The organism is Parabacteroides sp. AT13, assembly GCF_002272965.1.
GTDB classification, from domain to species: domain Bacteria; phylum Bacteroidota; class Bacteroidia; order Bacteroidales; family Tannerellaceae; genus Parabacteroides; species Parabacteroides distasonis.
In genome coordinates, this window is sequence record NZ_NQMH01000001.1 from 3089976 (window position 1) to 3111943 (window position 21968).

Genomic DNA, 21968 nt, shown 5'->3' on the forward strand with positions numbered 1-21968 from the left:
AAAGTAGTGGCACAGTAATGGTTTGTCAATCAGTTGTATGCTTTGGGGCGAATTGTTTATCCTTCCACTATCTTATATCCCGAAACGGTGAGTAATTGCCGGATCTCATTAATTTGCTGTTGATTTCTTGTTTCCATCTCCAACCGCAGATAACAGCCATTGATATCAGCCGTATGGCTGACACGCTCGTGGTATACGGATACTACGTTGGCACCGGTAGAGGCGATGATTTCGGATACATGCTGTAATTGTCCGGGTTTGTCTACCAATTCGATCGTCATGGAACAAGAGCGGCCAGATTTTTGCAAACCACGTCCGATTACCCGGGAAAGGATATTCACGTCGATATTTCCGCCGGAAATCAAACAGATTACTTTTTTCCCTTTGATGGGTACTTTATTAAACATGGCGGCGGCCACGGCTACGGCACCCGCCCCTTCGGCGATTAATTTATGTTGCTCGATCAACGCGAGGATAGCGGTGGAAATCTCATCGTCTGTCACGGATACGATCTCGTCCACATATTGCTGGCAAAGATCGAAAGTATGTATTCCCGGTTCTTTTACGGCGATACCGTCGGCTATGGTACGGACACCTTCGAGGCGTTCGATTTTCCCATGCTCGATAGAGTTTAACATGCTGGGCGCTCCTTTGGCTTGCACTCCGTAAACTCTGATATCCGGGTTCAAGTTCTTGATGGCATAGGCGACTCCGGAGATCAGCCCACCCCCTCCGATCGGAATGATTACAGCCTCTACTTCCGGGAGTTGTTCCAATAACTCCAAACCGATGGTCCCTTGTCCGGCGATCACATCCTCATCATCAAACGGATGGATAAATGTGTATCCTTTCTCATCCTTCAATTGTAAAGCCTTGTTATAGGCGTCATCGTAAACACCTTCGACAAGGCATACATCTGCCCCATAAGATTTAGTAGCCTCGACTTTAGAGATAGGAGCGTTATCGGGCAAGCAGATTAAGGACTTGATACCATGAGCGGTAGCCGCTAATGCCACACCTTGGGCATGGTTTCCCGCCGAGCAAGCCACTACGCCATGCGATTTCTCTTCTTCCGTAAGCTGGGCGATCTTGAAACAAGCGCCGCGCACTTTAAACGATCCGGTTACTTGTAAGTTCTCTGGTTTTAGAAAAATATGGGATTCCGGATTGATATTGGGAGCGCTGATTAAATCAGTGCGTCTGATGACTGTCTTCAAGGCATATGATGCCTGATAAATTTTATCGAGTGTGAGCATTCTGTCTGTATGTTAAAACGATGTCGCGAAAGTATAAAAAATACCGCAACCTATTCATACTTATCTTTGTTATATTATAAATCAAAATATAGAGAAGTATGGTAGTGATCGATTTAACGAAAGATGGTTTTATCGCCAATGTCGGTGATTTTGAGGCAAATCCCAAAGATTGGAAATATATAGGAAGTCGTCCTTGCCTCATAGATTTTCACGCTCCTTGGTGCGGTTATTGCAAACGCTTAAGCCCGATATTGGATGAGTTTGCCAAAGAATTTGATGGGAAGATTTATATTTATAAGGTGGATGTGGATCAAGAGGAGGCACTCGAGACAGCCTTTAATATCCGAACGATTCCCACTTTGATGTTTTGCCCGCTAGACGGCCCCCGTGAGATGATGATCGGCACGATGGGAAAACTGGAGTTAAAGCAGTTGATTCAGGAAAAATTGTTGAAGTAATATAATATGGATATATGGTGTGGGGTGTAGAGACGTAGCGTGTATGCTGCGTCTCTATTTTTTGCTTTCTTATTATATGAATTGAATGAATAGTAACCCCAATCCTACAGAAACTCCGGTCGCTATCAATCCCGGCATCATGAAAGAATGGTTCAAGATGTATTTACCGATGCGGGTCGTGCCCGTGCGATCGAAGTTGATGGCGGCTACGACTGTCGGGTAGTTTGGGATGAAGAAATAACCGTTTACGGCGGGGAATAAAGCGATCAACATATAGGGTGAGATTCCCAATGCGATCCCTAGCGGCAATAACGCACGAATGGTAGCCGCTTGGCTAAATAATAAAATGGACATTACGAAAAGGGCCAACCCGAATAACCAAGGCATCTGTGTAACTATATGCTCGATAGATCCCTTTAATTCAGTCATATTGCCGGCGATAAATGTATCTCCCATCCAAGCGATACCGAAGATCGCTACTACCGCTTGCATACCTGCGGAAAAAACGGAACCCTGTGCGGCCTTGATACCATCTGTTTTTGTAAATAATAAGATGAAAGCGGAGGCTGTCAACATTAATACCTCAATAATATGTGACATCTGCATCGAGACCTTTTCCGTGCCGACGGTAAAGACCGGACGTAGGGACTCCATAGAACCAAAAATAACGATCGCTATCGTAGCGAGAACAAATATAGAGACCGATAAGGCCGCTTTCATTTGGTTTTCAACGCCTTTCGCCTCATAATGTTCCGTGCTAAACTCATGGTTCGCCACCCGCTTTAAGTATTCCGGATCTTGATCTAGCTCTTTACCGACCTTTAAAGAGTAGATCGCTCCCACTAACACACCTAATAAGGTACAAGGAACAGAGATCATCAAGATATTCATCAAGGAGATATTGTATCCGGACAACATACTTAATAAAGCTACCGTAGCCGCCGATATCGGACTAGCGGTAATAGCTTGCTGAGAAGCGATCACGGCGATCGCCATCGGACGTTCGGGACGGATCTTCGTTTCCGTAGCAACCTCGGCGATTACCGGAAGGACCGAATAAGCCACATGCCCCGTTCCGGCTATGAAGGTAAACAAATAGGTGACGAGCGGGCTTAATATCGTGATTCGTTGAGGATTCTTGCGAAGCAATTTTTCCGCCCACTTAACCATAAGATCAAGTCCGCTAGCGGCTTGCATACAACTAGCCGCCGCTATTACGGCAACGATCATAAGCATGACATCGATAGGAGGGGAAGTGGGCTGGAGCCCGAATCCAAAGGTGAGTATACCGAGTCCGAGACCTCCTAACACGCCTAATCCGATACCACCGATACGGGCACCTATAATAATGGCTATTAAAACGAAAGCTAATTGTAACAACATGCTGTGCAATTCTTTTGATTTAGTTTGTATTGGAGACAAAAATACTTATTTTTGCTCCGCTATGAATAACAAAAACACAAAAAACGAATGAAAAGAACAAGTTTCGCTATTTTGATCGGTTTGTTTTGCCTTTTCCCTGCGCTTTTTTCTCAAGTACGCAGTGAGTTCCTGTTGGAAAAGAATTGGAAGTTCACCCGGGAAGACAGCCCGGAGTTTATCAATCCTACTTTTAACGATAGCAAATGGCAATCCGTGACCGTTCCGCATGATTGGGCGATTTACGGCCCTTTCAGCTCTCAGAATGATAAGCAAGAGGTCGCTATCGCCCAAGACGGACAAACGGAGGCCATGGAACATGCCGGCCGAACCGGAGGTTTGCCTTTCGTGGGAGTCGGCTGGTACCGGACCGAGTTTGAGGTTCCTCAATTTACGGATGGGAAGCGTGCCACGATCCTGTTCGACGGTGCGATGAGCCATGCTAAGGTCTACGTGAACGGACAAGAGGTTGGATATTGGCCGTATGGCTATAATTCTTTCTATTTCGATATCACGAAACAACTCATGCCGGGGAAAAAGAACACCTTGGCGGTTCGCCTCGAGAACTTGCCGGAATCCTCCCGTTGGTATCCGGGAGCGGGATTATACCGGAATGTACATGTAATCGTGACGGAAAATGCGCATATCCCGGTTTGGGGAACCTACGTTACGACCCCGACCGCTACTAAGGAATTCGCTAAAGTCAATGTACGGACACAAATCGTATTGCTGGAAGGTGCCGATGCCGGCAAGTATAGCGTGAAAACCAGTGTATGGAACCCGAACGGGCAGAAGCTGACGGAGCAGACTATACCTCTCTCACAGATTAAGTACAATGATAATAGTCTCTCTCAAGAGTTTATCATCCAGACCCCGACTTTATGGTCGCCGGATATGCCCGCCCTGTATTCTGCGGAGACTCGTTTATATGAGGGCGATCAACTGAAAGATATATATACGACCCCGTTCGGTATCCGTTCAATCGAGATCATTCCGAATAAAGGCTTTTTCTTGAATGGTGAGAAGACGGTATTCAAAGGCGTTTGTAATCATCATGACTTAGGCCCGTTAGGGGCTGCCGTCAATGATGCCGCTATCCGTCGTCAGATCCGGATCTTGAAGGACATGGGATGCAACGCTATCCGTACTTCCCATAATATGCCGGCTCCCGAGTTGGTAAGGGCTTGCGATGAGATGGGTATGATGTTGATGGTTGAGAGCTTCGACGAGTGGAACAAGGCGAAATGCGCGAACGGCTATAATTTGATTTTCGACGAATGGGTGGAGAAAGACCTCGTGAATCTGGTACATCATTACCGGAATAACCCGAGCGTCGTGATGTGGTGCGTCGGTAACGAGGTGCCTAACCAATGGGATGAGAGCGGTTGTAAGATCTCCAAGTTCTTGCAGGATATCTGCCATCGGGAAGACCCGACTCGTCCGGTGACGCAAGGTATGGATGCCCCGGATGCCGTCGTGAATAATAATATGGCGGCGGTGATGGATGTGGCGGGATTCAATTATCGTCCGTTCCGTTATCAAGTGAATTATAAGAAACTGCCTCAGCAAATAATCTTGGGAAGCGAGACGGCCTCCACGGTTAGCTCACGAGGGGTTTATAAATTCCCTGTAGAGCGTAAGGCGATGGCTGTCTATGAGGATCACCAAAGTTCCTCGTACGACGTGGAGCATTGCAACTGGTCTAATCTGCCGGAAGACGATTTTATCCAGCATGAGGACCTTCCGTATTGTATCGGGGAATTCGTATGGACAGGTTTTGATTATCTGGGCGAGCCTACTCCTTATTATACGAATTGGCCAAGCCATAGCTCCTTGTTCGGTATTATCGATTTGGCGGGTATCCCCAAGGATCGTTACTATCTATACCGTAGTCATTGGAACAAAAGCGCCAAGACCTTGCATATCCTGCCGCATTGGACATGGCCGGGACGTGAGGGCGAGGTGACACCCGTATTCGTTTATACCAATTATCCTTCCGCCGAATTGTTTATCAACGGAAAGAGCCAAGGGAAACGTACGAAAGATCTAAGCATCGGTATCGATAGTAGTTATACCGAAGCGGCTCAAAAGAGTTTCGAGCGCCAGAAACGATATCGTTTGATGTGGATGGATACCAAATACGAGCCGGGAACTTTGAAAGTGGTCGCTTATGATAAGGAGGGTAACGCTGTGGCCGAGGAGGAGGTTCATACCGCAGGGAAGCCGCATCATATTGAGTTATCCGCCGATCGTAACCAATTGACGGCTGACGGAAAAGACCTTTCTTTCATCAATGTTAGAGTCGTAGACAAGAACGGTAACCTTTGTCCGGATGATACCCGCCAGATCCAGTTTAAGGTACGTGGTGCCGGAGCCTACCGTGCGGCGGCAAATGGAAATAGCGCCAGTCTGGAACTCTTCCATCTTCCGGAAATGAAACTGTTTAGCGGGCAACTTACCGCTATCGTGCGGACGGCCGAGGAACCGGGGACGATCTATTTCGAGGCTTCCGCACCGGGAGTAAAAGGGGCGACCTTGGAATTGATCAGTAAATAAGCTTGATTATCATATAACGCAAACCGCGCGATTCAAGTCCGGAGACGGCTGTGAATCGTGCGGCTTTTTTATACGATATTCCCGAATACATCAAAGGTAATCGTCTTGTCCTGCCCGTTATGTGAAACCTTGAATAGGTAGAAGGTGCCATTGGCATTCAATAACGTATATATGGACTGTACCTTGTCGCTAGCGTAAGCGGAGGATTCGAATCCTTGCATCACGATCTGCGGAACCTCTTGCTCGGACATGGCCCATGTGGTACTTTGCCACCTGTAATCCTTATTCAATTGCGCCACTTTATAAATCTGGTTATCGATCATATCCAGCTCGTAACCTAGGCTGTTCTGTTGGATATCCAGCAACTCGGCGTTGGCGAAAGTGATCTCCATCAGGTTGCTGACCTCTTTCGGGATAACGATCGGTGCGTCATTATTGATCTCATCGTCCACGGCTTTGATCAGGTTTCCATACTGTGAATAATACAGGTCTACTTCGCTATTGGACTGCTCCGCCTCGATCTTGTAAACGATTCCCATATTTAGGCGATTGATGGCGTACGTGTCATCCACGGTCCAATTTGAGTAAAAGCCTTGTTTGAAGGCGGTGGATACCGCTGCCGGTAATTGGGCGAAAGAGATGTCTATCTTCTCCATCATCCATATGCCTTGATCCGTGAACCAAGCTGTTGTCTCGGAGCCGCCGTTGTTGAAATCTATCACATAATAGTTACCTTCGATCTCAAAAACAGGGTTTTTGGCATCGGGATATTTCTCTTGGAAAGCGTTCTCTACCGGTGGAAGAGGGATAATGCCTTGATGATCATCATCATTTTTGCTACAGCCAGAGAAAAAGAGAGTCAGACCGGCTATACAGGTGAATAGAATTAGTCTTGTGTTCATACATTTTGCGTTTATAAGTTTTGGGCATAGAACAACAGGTCTATCGGAAAAGTTTTGAGCGAAATCGATTTAAGTATATTGAATCAAGAACAAGGATCTTGTTTCGACGAGATCCTTGTTCTTGTATAATTGCTACGGATTTACGTTCAAATAATAGGTTGCTGTGCCTATTAAAGAACTTCCATTATACATTGCGCAGGTGATGCGAAGATATCCACCGTAATGTTGGGAGTTTAGATAGACACTAACATCTAATCGATTACCGGAAGGATAAGTGTACCATCTATCGCATTCTCCATAGAATTCAGCGTTCCAGCTATACGAGGTCGGAGTTCCTGTCTTTGTGTAAGCATATAAAGTCGTCGTGGCATTACCCCCTGGCGCATTGATAGAGGAACTGCCGCTACTATAATCCTCTTGACTCTTCCCTATATAAACAGTCGGCATATCATTTTTTTTCATATATTTTAAGCTTGATGCATCAAAGGGACATGAGCTTTGGGATGCCTCATAAGAGCGTATTCCCCCCATTTGGAGATGAATATATTGGGCGTAGATGTCGTTACGGCAGAGTGATTATCACTAAGATAGGATACTTTGGTTGCGGCACCTGTTGTTGATATATAACTACCATCTAACCAATATACGTTTGTGGGATTAATAGTCCATCCCATCCAAACTGCTGATCCGCCTTCAGTCATATACCAAGCATAGGCATGACAATTGTAAGTGGTTGTTGAACTACTTATTAGAGTTGCTTGTGAATAGGTTGTTGTACAATATTGGTCATGGCTCGCTTTTTGTGAGGCTGATAATTCCTCACTTCTGTAGTAAGTGTCATTAACGAGTGTCCCGTTAGGAGTGTAAACAGTAGCGGCTGCTCCTTGAGCTTTTGTCTCAACATTGAGATTCGGCTCCCAAATCATGTTTAAATTCTCCATAGTGATCCATTCATTGGGGAATTTTTCGATTCGTTCTCCGGAAAGCAAGAATAGTAATTGCCCGCAAGAAGCACAAGAATTCACCCCATCCAAAACGAGAATGTGTTCTTTTCCATCTCCTTGAATAGTAAAGACCCAAGGGTATGGATAGTCTGTTCCCTTGACATGGGAGTGAGCGACAGAATCTACTACATTCACCAACCATTTAGGATATGTTATCTTTCCGTCTTTAATGACAATTTCTGAACTGGATGTCAAGATTTCTTTATCACCTCCTTGCATATTATCCATTTCATTGTCACATGCGTTCAGCGTGAATGCCAGCATGATTATTAAATAGTATAATACTTTTTTCATGATCTCAATTTATTAAAGGTTACAATGTATTGTTTTAATAACTCTTCGATTACATTACTGCCCGTTAGCTTTTCATCGATGGTGAATTGTTTAAATTTGGGCGTAATGGTCTTGTTGTCTATCCGTTCTAGACTTCGACCTAGGAGATAGACTACGGTTTTTAGACCATATTGTCCATAAATATCCGGGTTGTTTTGTTTGTAAAGGAGTCTCTTTACGGCTTCGGAGGAGATCTCTTGCTGTAAAAGATTATTTGTATTAGATAATATCGTCTCATTAGACAGAAGAGCCTCGATTACCATTTGCCGACTAATTTCATTACCTATTTCTATGGAAGTCAACACTCCTGCTTTCAGTAATTCTTGTTTTTTCATCTTCTCAAATAGCAAAGAAGCATTGTCTTTCCTTTTGAATAACTCTTGTAACCCGTTAAAACGTGCGGAAACCTTGCTAATGCCTTCCTGTATTCCATTGTAAGCGAATATGTCGCCTAATAATGGGTAAGCAAGGCAAAGTTCTATAAGCTCTTCTGTTGATACCGTTTTTAATATCTCTGCCGGAATTTGGCAGGCTTTCAGCATATCCTCATGTGTGGATAATGCTTGCCAAGCCTCCGTTCCTGGTTTTATGGGGTAATCCCAACTTTTTATTGATTGTGCGTTCATATCTATCGATATAAACACGAGGAGGAAAATGCTCCAAACGAAAGTTACTGTTTTTTTCATCTCTCTTTAGAATTTAGGGTAAATAATATAAGATTGGTATTCCTTGATTATGGATTTTTCCAAAAATAGTCCTTTTTGTAAAGATAATCAAGTATTTATATGTTAATTATGATTGAATATCTGTAGATTCTCATTGCTGATGTCTTTGTTTTCGTACAAAAGCGGACACAGTGTTCGATATCGGACATCTCTTTTGTTTTATTTCTTCAATAAATCAATCACTTACGTTTTTGGCACGGGGTTTGCTCTTTGGAGGGTGGAAAATAAAAACAAACGAAATATGGACAGAGAGATATCAAAAGAGGTTCGGCAGAAGGAGCAGCGTAAACAGTTTATAAAGCTGGGGGCGGGGATCGGTATTGCCGTTGTCTTGATTGGCGGGGTGATCGGTTTTATGCAAACCAGCCTGCAACGGAAGGACTTGGTTTTTTCAACGGTAGATAAAGGAGTGATCGAGGTTTCCGTTAGCGCATCCGGCAAGGTGGTACCTGCTTTCGAGGAAATCATCAACTCACCGATCAACTCCCGTATCGTCGAGATTTATAAAAAGGGAGGCGATTCCGTGGATGTAGGTACTCCGATCTTGAAACTGGACTTGCTAAGCGCCGAGACGGATTATAAGAAACAATTGGACGAGGAGCAAATGAAACGCCTCCAATTGGATCAACTCCGTATCCAAAACCGCAATAAGCTTTCCGAGATGGAGATGCAATTGAAAGTCTCTCGCATGGAACTGAACCGAAAGGAAGTGGAGTTGCGCAACGAGCGTTATCTGGATAGCCTAGGCGCCGGAACGACCGATAAGGTCCGTCAAGTGGAACTGGACTATAACGTTAGCGTCTTGAAACTGAAAGAGGATGAGCAAAAATATGAGAACGAGAAATCCTTGACGGATGCCGATTATAAAGTGAAAGAACTCGACCTGAACATCTTCCGAAAGAGTCTAGCCGAGACGAAGCGTACCTTGGAAGACGCCCAGATACGCTCTCCCCGCAAGGCGATCCTGACCTACGTGAACAACGAGGTAGGTGCCCAAGTCTCTCAAGGCAGTCGTGTCGCTATCGTCTCCGACTTGTCCCATTTCAAGATAGAGGGGGAGATCGCCGATACCTATGGCGACCGGATCGCCGCCGGTAGCAAGGCCGTCGTAAAGATCGGCAACGATAAACTGGATGGGGTGGTTAGCGATGTTACCCCCTTATCGAAGAACGGCGTGATCTCCTTCACGGTACAGTTGGAGGAGGATAACCATCGCCGCTTGCGCTCCGGTTTGAAGACCGATGTATACGTGATGAATGCGATCAAGGACGATGTGCTGCGTATTTCCAACGCCTCGTTCTACGTCGGGAAAGGAGAGTATGAGTTGTTTGTTGTCAACGGAGACCAATTGATCAAGCGGAAGGTACAGCTGGGAGACAGCAACTTTGAGTATGTAGAAGTAGTAGGTGGCTTGGAACCGGGTGACGAGGTGGTCGTTTCCGATATGACAAGTTTCAAGGAAAAGAATAAACTGAAATTGAAATAACGATTCGAATTATGTATAAGCAGTACATCAAACAAGCGGTTCAAATGCTGCGTGAAAATACGCTCGTAAGCATAATCTCTATTTCGGGAACGGCCCTTGCGATCGCCATGGTGTTGGTGATGGTATTGGTGTTCCAGATTAAATCCACGGGATATGCCCCTGAGTCCAATCGGTCTAGGTTTATGTATGTCTGGGGTACGGAAGTCGGTTCGAAATCCCCCGGAGGATCGGATCGTAATCGTGGAGGCATGTCCAGCGAGGTCGTGAAGGAATGTTTCTATACCTTGCGGAAACCAGAGGCCGTATCCGGCTATTGTAGTGATAGCCATTCCTTGTCATTGCCCAATAGACGGCTCTTCAAGGAGTATGAGATTTGTTATACGGACGCGGGCCATTGGAAAATATTCGACCATCCTTTCGTGGAAGGAGACCCCTTTAGCGAGGCTGATTTTCAATCCGGTATACCGAAGATGGTGCTGTCGGAACAGGTGGCGACCGATTTGTTCGGAACAGGACAGGCCGTCGGGCGGCAGGTTGTGATGGATTTTATCTCTTTCACCGTCTGCGGGGTGGTGCGTGACGTACCTTCTTCATTGATGAGCTCCTACGCTCAGGTATGGATACCCTATAGCAGCAATGAGGCCCTGACCCGTGCAAATGGGGAGTATGGGGAGAATATGGCCGGTTATTTCAGCGTGGCCTTATTGGCTCGTTCCTCTTCCGACTTCGATGCCATACGCTCGGAGCTAGACCAGCAGGTACGTCGCTACAATGACAGCAAGACCGATTATAACGTAGGTTTCCCTTCCGGGCTACTTTCCCAGTTGGATACGGCCATGGGAAGCGGCGCTTTTCAAAAGGTGGACTGGCCTACTTTCTTGGCTGGATCGGGTGCTTTCCTATTCTTCTTGCTCTTGGTACCGGCGCTGAACTTAACGGGCGTGATCCAATCGTCCGTTCAGAAGCGGAAAGAAGAGATCGGTTTACGTAAGGCTTTCGGGGCTACGGGACAGAATCTTTTGATGCAGATCTTATCGGAGAACTTTGTGCTGACCTTGATCGGTGGCGTGATCGGTATCGGTCTCTCGATGGTGTTGCTGGTGGTAGGGAAGCCTTTCATGTTGAGCGAGAACGTGAGCCTTACGGCGCCTATGCTCGTTAAACCGGGCTTATTTATCTCCGCCCTTATCTTTACGTTCTTGCTGAATATATTAAGCGCCGGGATACCGGCATGGCGTACGACAAGGCAACCGATCGTAGAAGCGTTAAAGGGGAACGAGTGAATCCAATGAATGATGAACAATGAGTTGTCAATTGTCAACTATCAACTATCAAATTATGATTAAGCATATATTTAAAATAATATGGGCCCAGCGCAAGAGCAACGGCTGGATACTGGGCGAGTTGGTTATCGTGATGTGCGCCCTTTGGTTTATGATGGATAAGTTATGGGTGGATGTGCGCTGCTATAACGCCCCGATGGGATATGATATCTCGAATACGTGGCGTTTCAAGCTTTCCACGCTCTCGTCGAACGCCCCGGGTTATGTGCCCGACTCACTTTACGACTCGAACGCAACACAGGATTTGTTGAAGCTTATGGAACGTATCCGCCAAGAGCAGGAGGTCGAGGAGGTATGTGTTACGTATTGGTCCATGCCTTATTCAAACGGAAGTTCGTGGGGGACGCTTCTTCCCTTGGGCGCTGATACCTCGAAGGCGGTAGGACAGAACTACCACAAGCTGAAAGTATCCCCTTCTTATTTCGATGTATTCCGTATGAAGGATAAGGAGGGCCGTGCCATCACCCCGCTGGTGGAGAACGCTTACCGCCCGCTCGTCATAACGGCGGAGGCGGAGGATTTCTTCTTCGGGGGGCAGTCCGCCATAGGCCGGCAGATCTCGGAGAATGACGACCTTTCCGAGCCTTTCACGATCGCCGCTGTCCTTCCTACCTTCCGTAGCAATGACTTCGACCGCCCGGAGAACTGCGCTTTCACGATATTGAAAGGTGAGTCATTGCAGGAGTTCGTGAAGAATTTCGGCGTAAGGAGCGCTGAACTATCGGTACGTACGAAATGCCCGATGACCGAGGATGAGATGTACGCTTTCTTGGAGAAAACAGCGGATCGGATGACGGTAAATAACACCTTCGTCCACGGTGTCACCCTCCTTGCCGACCAGCGTGATGACCAACTCCGGTTTACCAAGAACGAGAACAGCAAGAAACTCTCCATGATGGCCTTCCTGCTCGTGAACGTATTCTTCGGTATCGTAGGCACGTTCTGGTTGCGTACCGAGCGGCGGCGTAGCGAGATCGGTCTCCGCATGGCGATCGGTTCCAGCCGGGGCAGGCTGGGCGAGTACATGTATCTGGAAGGTCTGGGCCTCTTGGCGATCACTGTGCCGATCCTACTGGTCTTCGTCTTCAATATGGCCTTTTTGGATAAGCTGGATTCCTACCGCGAGCCCCTCTCCATCCTCCGCTTTCTAGTAACCCTCAGCGTCTCCTACCTCCTGATGGCCGGCATGATCTGCATGGGAATCTGGTTCCCTGTCCGCAAGGCGGTAAAGATGGCTCCGGCGGAGGCGTTGCATTACGAATAAATTGTCTATCTTTGCGTCTGTCAATTCATTAATGAGAAAGGAGCAAGCGTATGACAGCTATAGAATTAAAAATGTCGTTACTGCAAGAGGTGATGTCCTTGGAGGATGAGAAGTTGATCAAGAAGGCCCTCAACAGCGTCCGCCGTATGAAGATGGCTGCTTTCGGTAAGGCCACCCCGGTAGAGAAGTCGGCAGACGATTACGTGGAGCCTACCAAGGAGGAGATCTTGGCGGGGCTAAGGAACGCCCTGCAAGACGTGAAGGATTTGCGTGAGGGCAAGGATGTGGGGCATAAGTTTAGAGACTTGAGTGAGTTGCTCAATGAGGTATAGGATAAAAACCCATCAAGACTTCGATAAAGAGTTCAAACGTCTCTGTAAGAAGTATAGCTCATTGAAGGCTGATTTATCGGCTTTGGGTAAGTCTTTGAGCGAGAACCCTGATCAAGGGACGAGCTTAGGCAAAGGCGTTCGCAAGGTACGCATGGCCATCGCCTCCAAAGGAAAAGGAAAGAGCCATGGGGCGAGAGTGATTACTTACACGGAGGCCATTGTCTGCGCAGATAATGAGGGTACGGTTATTCTCCTCACGATCTACGATAAGGCCGACCGTGACTCCATTTCGGCAGCCGAGATCGATGAACTGCTGAGATCTTTACGTTGGGAATTATAAAATCTGAAACTGTCCATAATCGCTGTCCGATAACGAATCAAGTGTTCGTTATCGGACAGCTTTTTTTACGGGGTGATGTTAGGAATCAAGTGGTTACGTTTTTGGCACGTTATTTGCCTCCGTAGGGGCACAAAGTCGGATGATAACAAACAATCGCTGTTTTAGTCGGGTAATAGATAATTTATAATACAAAAGTTTATGATAAAGCAATACATTAAACAAGCGTTGAGGATGATCGGGGAGAACAAGCTGTTGAGCGTGATCTCGATACTCGGTACCGCCTTGGCCATTTGCATGATCATGGTGATCGTCATCCTGTATGTCGTGAATACGGCGAGTTTCAAGCCGGAGGTAAACCGTGGCCGCACCTGCTACATAACGACCGTCATGAGCAATGGCAAGGATGATAACCGGCGCATCTCCTACTCGTCGTTGGGACTGCCCTTGGTGAAGGAATGCTGCTATCCGCTGAAAGGGGCGGAGGCCGTAACCGCCATCAACATGGATCGCTATAGGCCGTTGACCGCCTCGTCCATGGACGGGCTTAAGAATCGGACGAGTTACATCTCTTATACGGATACCGCCTTCTGGAAGATCTTCCAGTTCGATTTCCAGCAAGGAGGCCCCTTCAGCCCGGCGGCTTTCACGAGCGGTATCCGCGACGCCGTGATCAGCGAGAGCGTGGCCTTGGCCCTTTTCGGCACGGACCAAGTCGTGGGGCGGGAGATGAAGCTCGATTTCATCGTCTACAATATCTGCGGGGTCGTGAAGGACGTATCCCGGTTCGCCTCGAAAGCGTGGGCGGAGGTCTGGATCCCTTACACGGTGCGGGACGACGGGGGATACCAAGAGGGCATCAACGGCTCGTATAGCTGTTGCGTCCTGCTGAGACCGGGCGTCACGAGAGAGGAGTTGAGGACCGAGGCGCTGCGGAAGGTCGAGGAGTTCAACGCCAAGACCCGGGATGTCAAGGCCGATATCCTTCACCAGCCCTCCACCCAGATCGAGGAATGGATCGGCGGCGGTAGCGAGTTCGGGGCGAACCTCTTCTACCTCTACGTTCGTTACGGTATCATCCTTTTCATCCTCCTGCTGGTTCCGGCCTTGAACCTATCGGGCATCACCCTGTCGAGGATGCGCCGCCGGATGGCCGAGCTTGGCGTACGCCGGGCTTTCGGGGCCACGCAAGGTACCATCCTCTGGCAAGTGCTGTCCGAGAACATGGTCTTGACCCTGCTCGGCGGACTGCTGGGATTGGCGATGTCGTACGGCGCCATGTTGTTGCTGAGGGACTGGTTGCTGGTCACCTCGCTGGGGAAGACGGGGCTTTCCACCGGGATGTTTAACGGGGCGGTCTTTATCGCCGCCTTCCTGTTCTGCCTCGTGCTGAACCTGTTTTCCGCCGGCCTCCCGGCTTGGCGAATGTCAAGATTGAATATTACGGACTCTATAAATGGTTGACGCTATGTATAAGATGATTCTAAAACAACTCTGGAACGAGCGCAAGGGGAACTTGTTTATCTGGTTGGAAATGCTCGTGGTCTCTATCTTCCTGTGGTACGCGGCGGACGCCTTGTTCGTGATGTACAGACTCTACTCGCAGCCCTTGGGCTTTAACATCGAGCATACGTATCATGTGAGTTTCGGCGTGATCCCGGAGGAAAGCCCCGATTATGACACGACCTCCGTGCATAGCGAGCGGGGAGGCGGGGATTACCTGACCTTGATGGACCGCATCCGCCGGAACCCCTCCGTGGAATCAATCTGTTTCACCACCGGCGTGCATTTTCATTACCGGGGATCGAATCAATACGCTACGTTCCGGAAGGACTCGTTGATCCGTAATGGCTTCGTGCGCTTCGTCTCGCCCACCTATTTCGAGGTGTTCGGCGTGAAGACGGCAGAAGGCGGTTCCCCCTCGGAGTTGGTGGATGCCCTGCGCGACAACCAAGTGGTGGTGACGGGCCGTGTAGCCGATGACTTCTTCGGTAACCCGGCGGCGGCCGTGCGCCAAGAGATCTATATCACCGACCAAGGCTCTCGTGATAGCGTGGCCTACCGTATCGGTGGTGTCTGCGAGAAACAACGTTACTGCGAGTTCACCGGTTATGATTACGCCTACTATAAGCTGGTGGACGAGAACAAGGTGGCCGAGGAGGGCGATTGGGTCGGAGAGGGCCTGAACACCTTCATCCGGGTGAAGCCCGGTGCGGACGGCGCCGCTTTCGCCACCAACTTCCGGAAGGAGATGGAGCAGCAATTGCGCGTGGGCAATATCTATCTGAAGGATGTTTTCCCGATGTCCCATTACCGGGACCAGTTCCTTGAGCGTTGGTTGGATCAAGTCCGCCTTTACGTGGCGGGCATCGCCTTCTTCCTGCTGAATGTCCTGCTCGGCGTGGTGGGAACCTTCTGGTATCGTACGCAACAAAGGAGCGCCGAGATCGGCCTCCGTATGGCGATGGGAGCCACCCGCAAGGGCATATTCTGGCAATTGGTGAAGGAGGGCTTGGCGCTACTCACCATCGCTTTCATCCCCTCTACCGTCATCTTCGCCAACCTGCTGCATATGGAGGTGACGCAAGGCTCGGAGATACCGCCCGACATGGCCTCACGCCTGTTGTTCGGCTTCGTCTTCTCGTATGCGGTGATGGCCGCGATGATTGTCGTGGGAATCAGTTTTCCGTCTTACCGGGCCATGCGGATGCATCCGGCGGACGCCTTGCGGCAGGAATGATCAGACACGGACATCTGTGTTCGGGAATGAACCGACTGTTCGATAATGGACAGTGCTTTTTCAGGAAGATGCCATGGAATCAATGAGATACGTTTCTGGCACGTAATTTGCTTTTAGGTGGCAAAGCCTAGCGATAGCAAGAGTTTAACAATAACAAGAGTCAAACAATAACAATTAAAATATTACAGTCATGATCAAACTAACGAATTTACAGAAGATTTACCGTACGAAAGAGATAGAGACAGTCGCGTTGGAAAACGTGAACCTAGAGGTGCAGCAAGGCGAGTTCCTCAGCATTATGGGGCCTTCCGGATGCGGGAAGTCCACCTTATTGAACATCATGGGCCTGCTGGACCTTCCTACCTCCGGCACGGTCGAGATCAACGGAGTAAACACGGTAGGCATGAGCGACAAGGAGTTGGCCGCTTTCCGTAACAAGCAGTTGGGTTTCGTCTTCCAGAGCTTCCACTTGATCAATTCCCTGAACGTGCTGGACAACGTGGAGCTGCCACTTCTCTACCGCAAGGTATCCTCCTCGGAGCGCCGCAAGCTGGCCGAGGCCGTGCTAGAGAAGGTCGGCCTGAGCCACCGTATGCGCCATTTTCCGACGCAGCTCTCCGGCGGTCAATGCCAGCGTGTGGCCATCGCCCGTGCGATCGTAGGTAACCCCGACATCATCCTCGCCGATGAGCCGACCGGTAACTTGGACTCCAAGATGGGTATCGAGGTCATGGACCTGCTCCACCAACTCAACAAGGAGGACGGCCGCACCATCGTAATGGTAACCCACAACGAGGCGCAAGCCAAGCAAACCAGCCGCACCGTGCGCTTCTTCGACGGAAGGCAGGTGCAGTAAGGGGCGGATCTAGGACACTACTGCTCGCATCACTCATGATAGCCATCATGTGTTACTCATGAAAGCTATCATGAATCGTTCATGAAAGTTATCATGTGTCGCTCATGAAAGCTGTCATGTGTGATACGAGCAGAGAAGGCTCGGGAGCTATCTCACTAGGAAGGTGAGTGTTCCATAGCGGGGTTGCTTGTATGGACGCGAGTTGGGTGTGTATTGCGTCACCACCTCCGCCACCCACTCGCCGTCGGTGAAAGCGAAGCCGGGCGTGAAGCAAAGTCGTTTGCCGGTATTGATAAGCACCTCGGAGGGCGGGTAGAAGTGTTCTTCCGAGCCGTCGGGGCGGTGCAGGTAGAGACCCACGCGGGGATCGTCACCCATCAGTTTCAGCCGGTCGCCATAGATGGAGATGAAGTGGTGCTCACCTGCCGGAAGCTGGTTGTAAGGCTCGTCGCTGTCGGGCGTGCGAGGCTGGATGCGGAGGCTGACGTAAGCGGGACGGGGCTGGGAGTTGTAGTCCAGTTGATAGGTCTCGTTCACGGCACGCAGGTTTGCCACCCGTTGTTTCAGCTCCGGCGAGGGGCGAAGACGGGGGGCGAGTGTATGGCGTTCGGGATCGAACTTCTCGTACAGGCTCTCGAAGGAGCCGTTGAGGGTGATCTCCGTCCGTCCGAAACCGAAATCAACGTTGAAGCCCTCCTCGATGGCGTCGTAGATCTCCCGCTTGAGGAGATTGAAGGTGGTGATGAGCGTCTCCTTGCGATACTCGCTCCGTTTGTCTACGACACGGGCGGCGATGTCATCGATGCTGAGCGTACGTTGCCATACGACGCTTCCCTTGTAGCTCGCGTTACCGGGCAGGTGGCTCTTGCTGACACGGAGGCTCAGCTTGCGAAACGGCTTGGGCAGCTCCGACTTCGGTAATTCTTTATCCATGATCTCGTGGTTTAATGAATGATTAAGTGGCAAAGATAAGAAAGATAACGTGAATCGAATGAGTATGTACAAGATCTACATAAAGCAAGCATGGGCCTTGATCCGGCAGGAGCGCTTCTTCAGCTCGGTCTACATCGTAGGCACGGGGCTGGCCATCTCTATGGTAATGGCGCTGGCGGTGGCCTACCATATACGTACGGCGAATATCGCCCCCGAGGTGCATCGGGACCGGATGTGCTACCTCTCGAACGTGACATACAAGTTGAATGGCACGAAGAGCAATTATAAGGCGGCTTGCGGCCCTCGCCTCGTCAAGGAGGTGATCGGTAATCTCCACGTCCCGGAGGACGTGGCGGTGACCACCAACTCCTTCATGATGCCTTTCTCTTATGGCGACGCTTTCATGCGACTGCCCGGTGGAGACGAGTCTCCCAAGGTGAGGTTGAAAGGCTGCGACGACGGCTTCTGGCGTGTCTACCGCTTCGATTTCGTGGAGGGGCGGCCCTTCACCGAGGCCGAGTTCCTCTCCGGCATGCCCCGTGCGGTGCTGTGCCGCTCGTTGGCCGGCCGGCTGTTTGGGCACGAGGCGGCGGCGGGGCAGACGATCTTACTGAACGACTTGGAGTATACCGTGAGCGGTGTTGTGGACGACGTCTCCGGCATAACCGCCGATGTCTACGCCGAGGCGTGGGTCACTTATTCCTCCCTCTCCGTCGCCATGGACCATGCCTTGGGCGAGCGTGACGGGGCCGTCGGCCTGCTGGAGGCAAATATCCTGCTTGCCGACGCGTCCGACCTGCCGGCTCTCTCGGAGGAACTGCGGCGGGAGGTGAGGCGCTATAATAGCGGGCTGTCCGAAGGGCAGGTGGTATGCGAGGAGCCCTTGAGCTATGCCGACAATCTCCTTTCCGGATTGTTCGGCCCCGAGACCTACATCGTGCTTGGGATGGCGCTCCTCCTTTTCTTGTTGGTACCGGCGCTGAACCTTTCCGGGATGAACGCATCGAGAATACAAGAGCGTGTCGGCGAGCTGGGTATCCGCAAGGCGTTCGGGGCGACGAAGGCTACGCTGATGGGGCAGGTCTTCGTGGAGAATATGGTGCTGATGCTGCCCGGGGGCGTGGCGGGGCTGCTCTTCTCCTACGTGCTGGTGTTCATCTTCCGTAACGCCCTCCTCGTGCCTGGGTTCAATCTTCTGGGGACGAGCGGGGATGTCTTCCTCTCGCCGGGGATGCTGCTCAATATGTCGGTCTTCGCGTACGCCTTCGGGGTTTGCGTCGCATTGAACCTGCTTTCCTCGATGCTGCCCGCTTGGAGGATCGTGAGGGGGAATATAACGGATGCGTTGAATGGATAAATAGGAGATACGGTTATGATAATACATATATTGAAACTGATAAGGTCCCGCATGGGGGGCAGCGGATGGATACTGGCCGAGTTGCTGGTGGTGTTCGTGGTGATCTGGTTCATGACCAGCTACTTCTTGATGATGGGTAAGTCGTGGTATGAGCCGGTGGGCTACGACCTCGAGGGCGTCTACCATGCGGTATTGGCCGTCCGTCCCTCCAACAGTCCCTCGTTCGTTACCTACGAGGAGGGCGGCGATGAGGCTGCGCGCGACGTGGAGCGTATCGTGGAACGCCTCCGGGGGCATGCCGACGTGGAGGCCGTGGCGCTCTCCGTCTCTTCCTTGCCCTATACCCTTTCTTGGTCGGGAAGCCGGGTGACGAGGGATTCCGTCAGCGTAAGCGTACGGCTGATGACCGTCTCGCCGGACTACTTCCGTGTGTTTGGCATCCGTCCCGCCTCGGGCGAAAGCCCGGAGAGGCTGGGCGAGGCTCTGTCCGGGACAAGGGAAGGCAGGGATCGGGTGATATCGGCGGAGTTGGCGAGGCGGCTATATGGCACGACCGACGCTATCGGGGCCGATATCTACCTGCATGGTGATACCCTTCCCGGACACGTGGTGGCGGTGACAGGGCCGGTCCGCAATGACGAGTTCGACCGCCGGAAGCAATGTATCCTCTTCTCCTTGCTCGACCTGCGGGAGCTTAACGATCTTACACAGATGCAGATAACCTTCCGCCTTCGCCCTTCCGTGGCTACGGCCGGTTACGCCGATCGGTTCCTGAAAGCGATGAAGCGTCAATTGATGGTGGGTAACTTCTGGGTGTCGGAGGTGCGAGCCTACCCCGACGTGCGATCCTCTTATCTGGAGAACTCGATCGAGAGTAACGCCCAGCGGATCGTCTCCGCTCTGGGCCTGTTCCTGCTCACGAACGTGTTCCTCGCGGTGATCGGCACGTTCTGGTTTCACGTGAGCCGCCGCCGTGCGGAGCTGGGCTTGCGTATGGCGATGGGTTCCACGCGTGCCTCCATCTTGGGCTTGGTGATGGGGGAGGGCTTGATGTTGCTGACGATCGCCACCGTCCCGGCCCTGTTGATTTGCGTGAATCTGGCCTGGATTGACTTGATGCCGCCCGGCTTGGTAGAATCCAAAGTAGGCTGCTTCCTGATCAACTCCCTGCTGACTTGGCTGATCTTGGCGCTCATCATCAGCCTTGCCACTTGGTATCCGGCCCGCAAAGCCTCCAGCTTGGAACCCGCCGATGCCCTGCGCTATGACGGATAACAGATAACACCCGGTTGTAGAGACGGGGCGTGCCCCGTCTCTCACCGACTGATAGAATATTTAAATGGAATGAATATGTATAAGATCTACTTAAAACAAGCATGGGCCCTGATCCGGCAAGAACGGCTGTTCAGCTCGGTCTATATCGTGGGGACGGGATTGGCGATCTCGCTGGTGATGGTGCTGTCCATCGTGTTTTACGTGAAAATGGCCTCTATTTATCCGGAGATGGACCGGGACCGGTTGCTGACCGTGAAGAGCGCTGCGCTGAAGAATGAGAAAGGGGGCACGAGCAGTGGCCCGGTATCGCCCCGCTTCGTGGAAGAGTGCCTTGCGGGGGTGCCCGGCTTGGAGGCGTTGGCGCTATGTTGCGATGACGCCGCCTCCGCTTTCGTGCAGCCGGTGGGCAGTCCCGTGCAGATACCGGTCATGAAGATGGGGGTAAACGATGGGTTCTGGAAAGTATTCTCCTTCCGTTTCCTGGAGGGCAAGCCTTTCACCGAGGCCGATTTCCGGTCGGGGATGCCCGTGGCGGTAATCGCCCGCTCACTGGCCAAGAGGCTTTATGGAGAAGGTAGTGCCGTGGGGCAGACCTTGAGCCTCGACTTTACCTCATTTCGTGTGGTGGGCGTGGTGGATGACGTATCTTACCTGATGGATCGGGTTTTCTCGCAGGTCTGGTACCCATATACCCAAGTGCCCGACTTCGAGGAGCGGGTCCGATACTCGGAGGCGCGTATGCCCGGGCTAGGCCCCTTGAAGGTCTATATGCTCGTGAAGGACAAGGCCGATATCGGCAAGGTGCGGGAGGCGGTGGCGGATAACGTGCGTCGCTTCAACCAATCGTTGAACGTGGATGGCAAACGTGAGTTCTCCCTTCTTGGGCAGCCGGATCGCCATTGGGAGAGTATCTTCCGGTATTGGTCGAACGTGGAGCCGGATATCGTGGGAGACTTGAGCCGTTATGGGGTGATTTTCCTGCTCCTGCTGCTCGTCCCCGCCGTCAGCCTCTCGGGCATGGCCGATTCCCGTATGGAGCGGCGTCTGGGCGAGCTGGGCGTGCGGCGTGCTTTCGGGGCTCCCAAGGGGGCGTTGATCGGGCAGGTCTTGATGGAGAACTTCCTGTATACGCTGCTGGGCGGCTTGGTGGGACTCCTGTTCTCCTTCCTGTTGGTGACGTTCGCCAGTTCGTGGGTCTTCAAGATCGGCAACGGCTTCTCGGATGCCGCCCCGGATGGTGTGGACGTATCGCTCTCCATGGGGATGCTGTTCAACCCGTGGGTCTTCTTGATCGCCTTGTGCGTATGTTTCCTGTTAAACCTGATGTCGGCGTTGTGGCCCGCTTGGCGTGCGTCAAGGCGACCTATCGTTGATTCGTTGAACGCTTAAATG

General features: G+C 50.8%; 20 protein-coding genes. 13 read left to right on the top strand and 7 right to left on the bottom strand.

Going from position 1 to position 21968, the window contains the following annotated elements; genetic code table 11:
- Positions 1-56: 56 nt before the first annotated feature.
- Positions 57-1256, bottom strand: coding sequence for a threonine ammonia-lyase (ilvA, locus tag CI959_RS12955; protein ID WP_005854639.1), 1200 nt, complete (start codon positions 1254-1256; stop codon positions 57-59).
- Positions 1257-1354: 98 nt separating this feature from the next.
- Between ilvA and CI959_RS12960 the strand changes: the two genes are divergently transcribed.
- A complete protein-coding gene (locus CI959_RS12960) occupies positions 1355-1714 on the top strand; it encodes a thioredoxin domain-containing protein (RefSeq protein WP_005854641.1) in 360 nt (119 codons plus the stop codon).
- Between the two features lie 72 nt (positions 1715-1786).
- Here the strand turns inward: CI959_RS12960 and CI959_RS12965 are convergent, their stop codons facing one another.
- Positions 1787-3097: an anaerobic C4-dicarboxylate transporter family protein gene (locus CI959_RS12965; RefSeq protein WP_057317164.1), complete on the bottom strand. Its 1311-nt coding sequence runs from the start codon at positions 3095-3097 to the stop codon at positions 1787-1789.
- Between the two features lie 87 nt (positions 3098-3184).
- On the opposite strand from CI959_RS12965, the gene galB reads away from it, so the two are divergent.
- A complete protein-coding gene (gene galB, locus CI959_RS12970; RefSeq protein WP_057317165.1) occupies positions 3185-5689 on the top strand; it encodes a beta-galactosidase GalB in 2505 nt (834 codons plus the stop codon).
- A gap of 68 nt (positions 5690-5757) precedes the next feature.
- Here the strand turns inward: galB and CI959_RS12975 are convergent, their stop codons facing one another.
- The 4 genes from CI959_RS12975 to CI959_RS12985 form a co-directional block, all read right to left on the bottom strand.
- Positions 5758-6591: a PepSY-like domain-containing protein gene (locus CI959_RS12975; RefSeq protein WP_057317166.1), complete on the bottom strand. Its 834-nt coding sequence runs from the start codon at positions 6589-6591 to the stop codon at positions 5758-5760.
- A 132-nt stretch (positions 6592-6723) separates the two neighbouring features.
- Positions 6724-7053 carry a hypothetical protein gene (locus CI959_RS21850; RefSeq protein WP_230327316.1) on the bottom strand — a complete coding sequence of 110 codons (330 nt, stop codon included), beginning with the start codon at positions 7051-7053 and terminating at the stop codon, positions 6724-6726.
- Positions 7054-7058: 5 nt separating this feature from the next.
- The gene (locus CI959_RS12980) at positions 7059-7889 is read right to left on the bottom strand and encodes a hypothetical protein (RefSeq protein WP_011966646.1); all 831 of its coding nucleotides are present in this window, start codon (positions 7887-7889) and stop codon (positions 7059-7061) included.
- Positions 7886-8614: a hypothetical protein gene (locus CI959_RS12985; protein ID WP_005854650.1), complete on the bottom strand. Its 729-nt coding sequence runs from the start codon at positions 8612-8614 to the stop codon at positions 7886-7888. Before CI959_RS12985 ends, CI959_RS12980 begins: the two co-directional genes overlap by 4 nt.
- Positions 8615-8894: 280 nt before the next feature.
- Between CI959_RS12985 and CI959_RS12990 the strand changes: the two genes are divergently transcribed.
- The 8 genes from CI959_RS12990 to CI959_RS13025 all read left to right on the top strand — a co-directional run bounded on the left by CI959_RS12990 (position 8895) and on the right by CI959_RS13025 (position 17011).
- Entirely contained in the window at positions 8895-10139 is a 1245-nt protein-coding gene (locus tag CI959_RS12990) for an efflux RND transporter periplasmic adaptor subunit (protein WP_009275788.1), read from the top strand.
- Positions 10140-10150: 11 nt separating this feature from the next.
- Positions 10151-11422 carry an ABC transporter permease gene (locus tag CI959_RS12995; protein ID WP_057317167.1) on the top strand — a complete coding sequence of 424 codons (1272 nt, stop codon included), beginning with the start codon at positions 10151-10153 and terminating at the stop codon, positions 11420-11422.
- Positions 11423-11477: 55 nt separating this feature from the next.
- Positions 11478-12746, top strand: coding sequence for an ABC transporter permease (locus CI959_RS13000; protein WP_009275790.1), 1269 nt, complete (start codon positions 11478-11480; stop codon positions 12744-12746).
- Positions 12747-12796: 50 nt separating this feature from the next.
- Complete coding sequence (locus CI959_RS13005) at positions 12797-13078, top strand: hypothetical protein (protein ID WP_009275791.1); 282 nt, start codon at positions 12797-12799, stop codon at positions 13076-13078.
- Entirely contained in the window at positions 13068-13418 is a 351-nt protein-coding gene (locus CI959_RS13010; protein ID WP_005854661.1) for a hypothetical protein, read from the top strand. Before CI959_RS13005 ends, CI959_RS13010 begins: the two co-directional genes overlap by 11 nt.
- A 198-nt stretch (positions 13419-13616) precedes the next feature.
- Positions 13617-14879, top strand: a complete 1263-nt coding sequence (locus CI959_RS13015; protein WP_008780152.1) for an ABC transporter permease — start codon at positions 13617-13619, stop codon at positions 14877-14879.
- Positions 14880-14883: 4 nt separating this feature from the next.
- Positions 14884-16155 (top strand): ABC transporter permease, encoded by a 1272-nt coding sequence (locus CI959_RS13020; protein WP_057317215.1) that lies wholly within the window; start codon positions 14884-14886, stop codon positions 16153-16155.
- A 190-nt stretch (positions 16156-16345) separates the two neighbouring features.
- Positions 16346-17011 (top strand): ABC transporter ATP-binding protein, encoded by a 666-nt coding sequence (locus CI959_RS13025; RefSeq protein WP_005854666.1) that lies wholly within the window; start codon positions 16346-16348, stop codon positions 17009-17011.
- A gap of 147 nt (positions 17012-17158) precedes the next feature.
- Here CI959_RS13025 and CI959_RS13030 read toward each other — a convergent pair whose 3' ends face one another.
- On the bottom strand, positions 17159-17944 hold the full coding sequence (locus tag CI959_RS13030) for a DNA-binding domain-containing protein (protein ID WP_057317168.1): 786 nt from the start codon (positions 17942-17944) through the stop codon (positions 17159-17161).
- Between the two features lie 64 nt (positions 17945-18008).
- Between CI959_RS13030 and CI959_RS13035 the strand changes: the two genes are divergently transcribed.
- From CI959_RS13035 to CI959_RS13045, 3 genes are all read left to right on the top strand, one after another.
- A complete protein-coding gene (locus CI959_RS13035; RefSeq protein WP_057317169.1) occupies positions 18009-19301 on the top strand; it encodes an ABC transporter permease in 1293 nt (430 codons plus the stop codon).
- Between the two features lie 15 nt (positions 19302-19316).
- On the top strand, positions 19317-20576 hold the full coding sequence (locus CI959_RS13040) for an ABC transporter permease (protein ID WP_057317170.1): 1260 nt from the start codon (positions 19317-19319) through the stop codon (positions 20574-20576).
- Positions 20577-20645: 69 nt separating this feature from the next.
- The gene (locus CI959_RS13045) at positions 20646-21965 is read left to right on the top strand and encodes an ABC transporter permease (protein ID WP_009018184.1); all 1320 of its coding nucleotides are present in this window, start codon (positions 20646-20648) and stop codon (positions 21963-21965) included.
- Positions 21966-21968 lie beyond the last annotated feature (3 nt).

Bases quoted from the DNA above. Each gene is read 5' to 3' on its own strand.
- ilvA (WP_005854639.1), bottom strand. From the start codon at position 1,256: ATGCTCACACTCGATAAAATTTATCAGGCATCATATGCCTTGAAGACA.
- CI959_RS12960 (WP_005854641.1), top strand. From the start codon at position 1,355: ATGGTAGTGATCGATTTAACGAAAGATGGTTTTATCGCCAATGTCGGT.
- CI959_RS12965 (WP_057317164.1), bottom strand. From the start codon at position 3,097: ATGTTGTTACAATTAGCTTTCGTTTTAATAGCCATTATTATAGGTGCC.
- galB (WP_057317165.1), top strand. From the start codon at position 3,185: ATGAAAAGAACAAGTTTCGCTATTTTGATCGGTTTGTTTTGCCTTTTC.
- CI959_RS12975 (WP_057317166.1), bottom strand. From the start codon at position 6,591: ATGAACACAAGACTAATTCTATTCACCTGTATAGCCGGTCTGACTCTC.
- CI959_RS21850 (WP_230327316.1), bottom strand. From the start codon at position 7,053: ATGAAAAAAAATGATATGCCGACTGTTTATATAGGGAAGAGTCAAGAG.
- CI959_RS12980 (WP_011966646.1), bottom strand. From the start codon at position 7,889: ATGAAAAAAGTATTATACTATTTAATAATCATGCTGGCATTCACGCTG.
- CI959_RS12985 (WP_005854650.1), bottom strand. From the start codon at position 8,614: ATGAAAAAAACAGTAACTTTCGTTTGGAGCATTTTCCTCCTCGTGTTT.
- CI959_RS12990 (WP_009275788.1), top strand. From the start codon at position 8,895: ATGGACAGAGAGATATCAAAAGAGGTTCGGCAGAAGGAGCAGCGTAAA.
- CI959_RS12995 (WP_057317167.1), top strand. From the start codon at position 10,151: ATGTATAAGCAGTACATCAAACAAGCGGTTCAAATGCTGCGTGAAAAT.
- CI959_RS13000 (WP_009275790.1), top strand. From the start codon at position 11,478: ATGATTAAGCATATATTTAAAATAATATGGGCCCAGCGCAAGAGCAAC.
- CI959_RS13005 (WP_009275791.1), top strand. From the start codon at position 12,797: ATGACAGCTATAGAATTAAAAATGTCGTTACTGCAAGAGGTGATGTCC.
- CI959_RS13010 (WP_005854661.1), top strand. From the start codon at position 13,068: ATGAGGTATAGGATAAAAACCCATCAAGACTTCGATAAAGAGTTCAAA.
- CI959_RS13015 (WP_008780152.1), top strand. From the start codon at position 13,617: ATGATAAAGCAATACATTAAACAAGCGTTGAGGATGATCGGGGAGAAC.
- CI959_RS13020 (WP_057317215.1), top strand. From the start codon at position 14,884: ATGTATAAGATGATTCTAAAACAACTCTGGAACGAGCGCAAGGGGAAC.
- CI959_RS13025 (WP_005854666.1), top strand. From the start codon at position 16,346: ATGATCAAACTAACGAATTTACAGAAGATTTACCGTACGAAAGAGATA.
- CI959_RS13030 (WP_057317168.1), bottom strand. From the start codon at position 17,944: ATGGATAAAGAATTACCGAAGTCGGAGCTGCCCAAGCCGTTTCGCAAG.
- CI959_RS13035 (WP_057317169.1), top strand. From the start codon at position 18,009: ATGTACAAGATCTACATAAAGCAAGCATGGGCCTTGATCCGGCAGGAG.
- CI959_RS13040 (WP_057317170.1), top strand. From the start codon at position 19,317: ATGATAATACATATATTGAAACTGATAAGGTCCCGCATGGGGGGCAGC.
- CI959_RS13045 (WP_009018184.1), top strand. From the start codon at position 20,646: ATGAATATGTATAAGATCTACTTAAAACAAGCATGGGCCCTGATCCGG.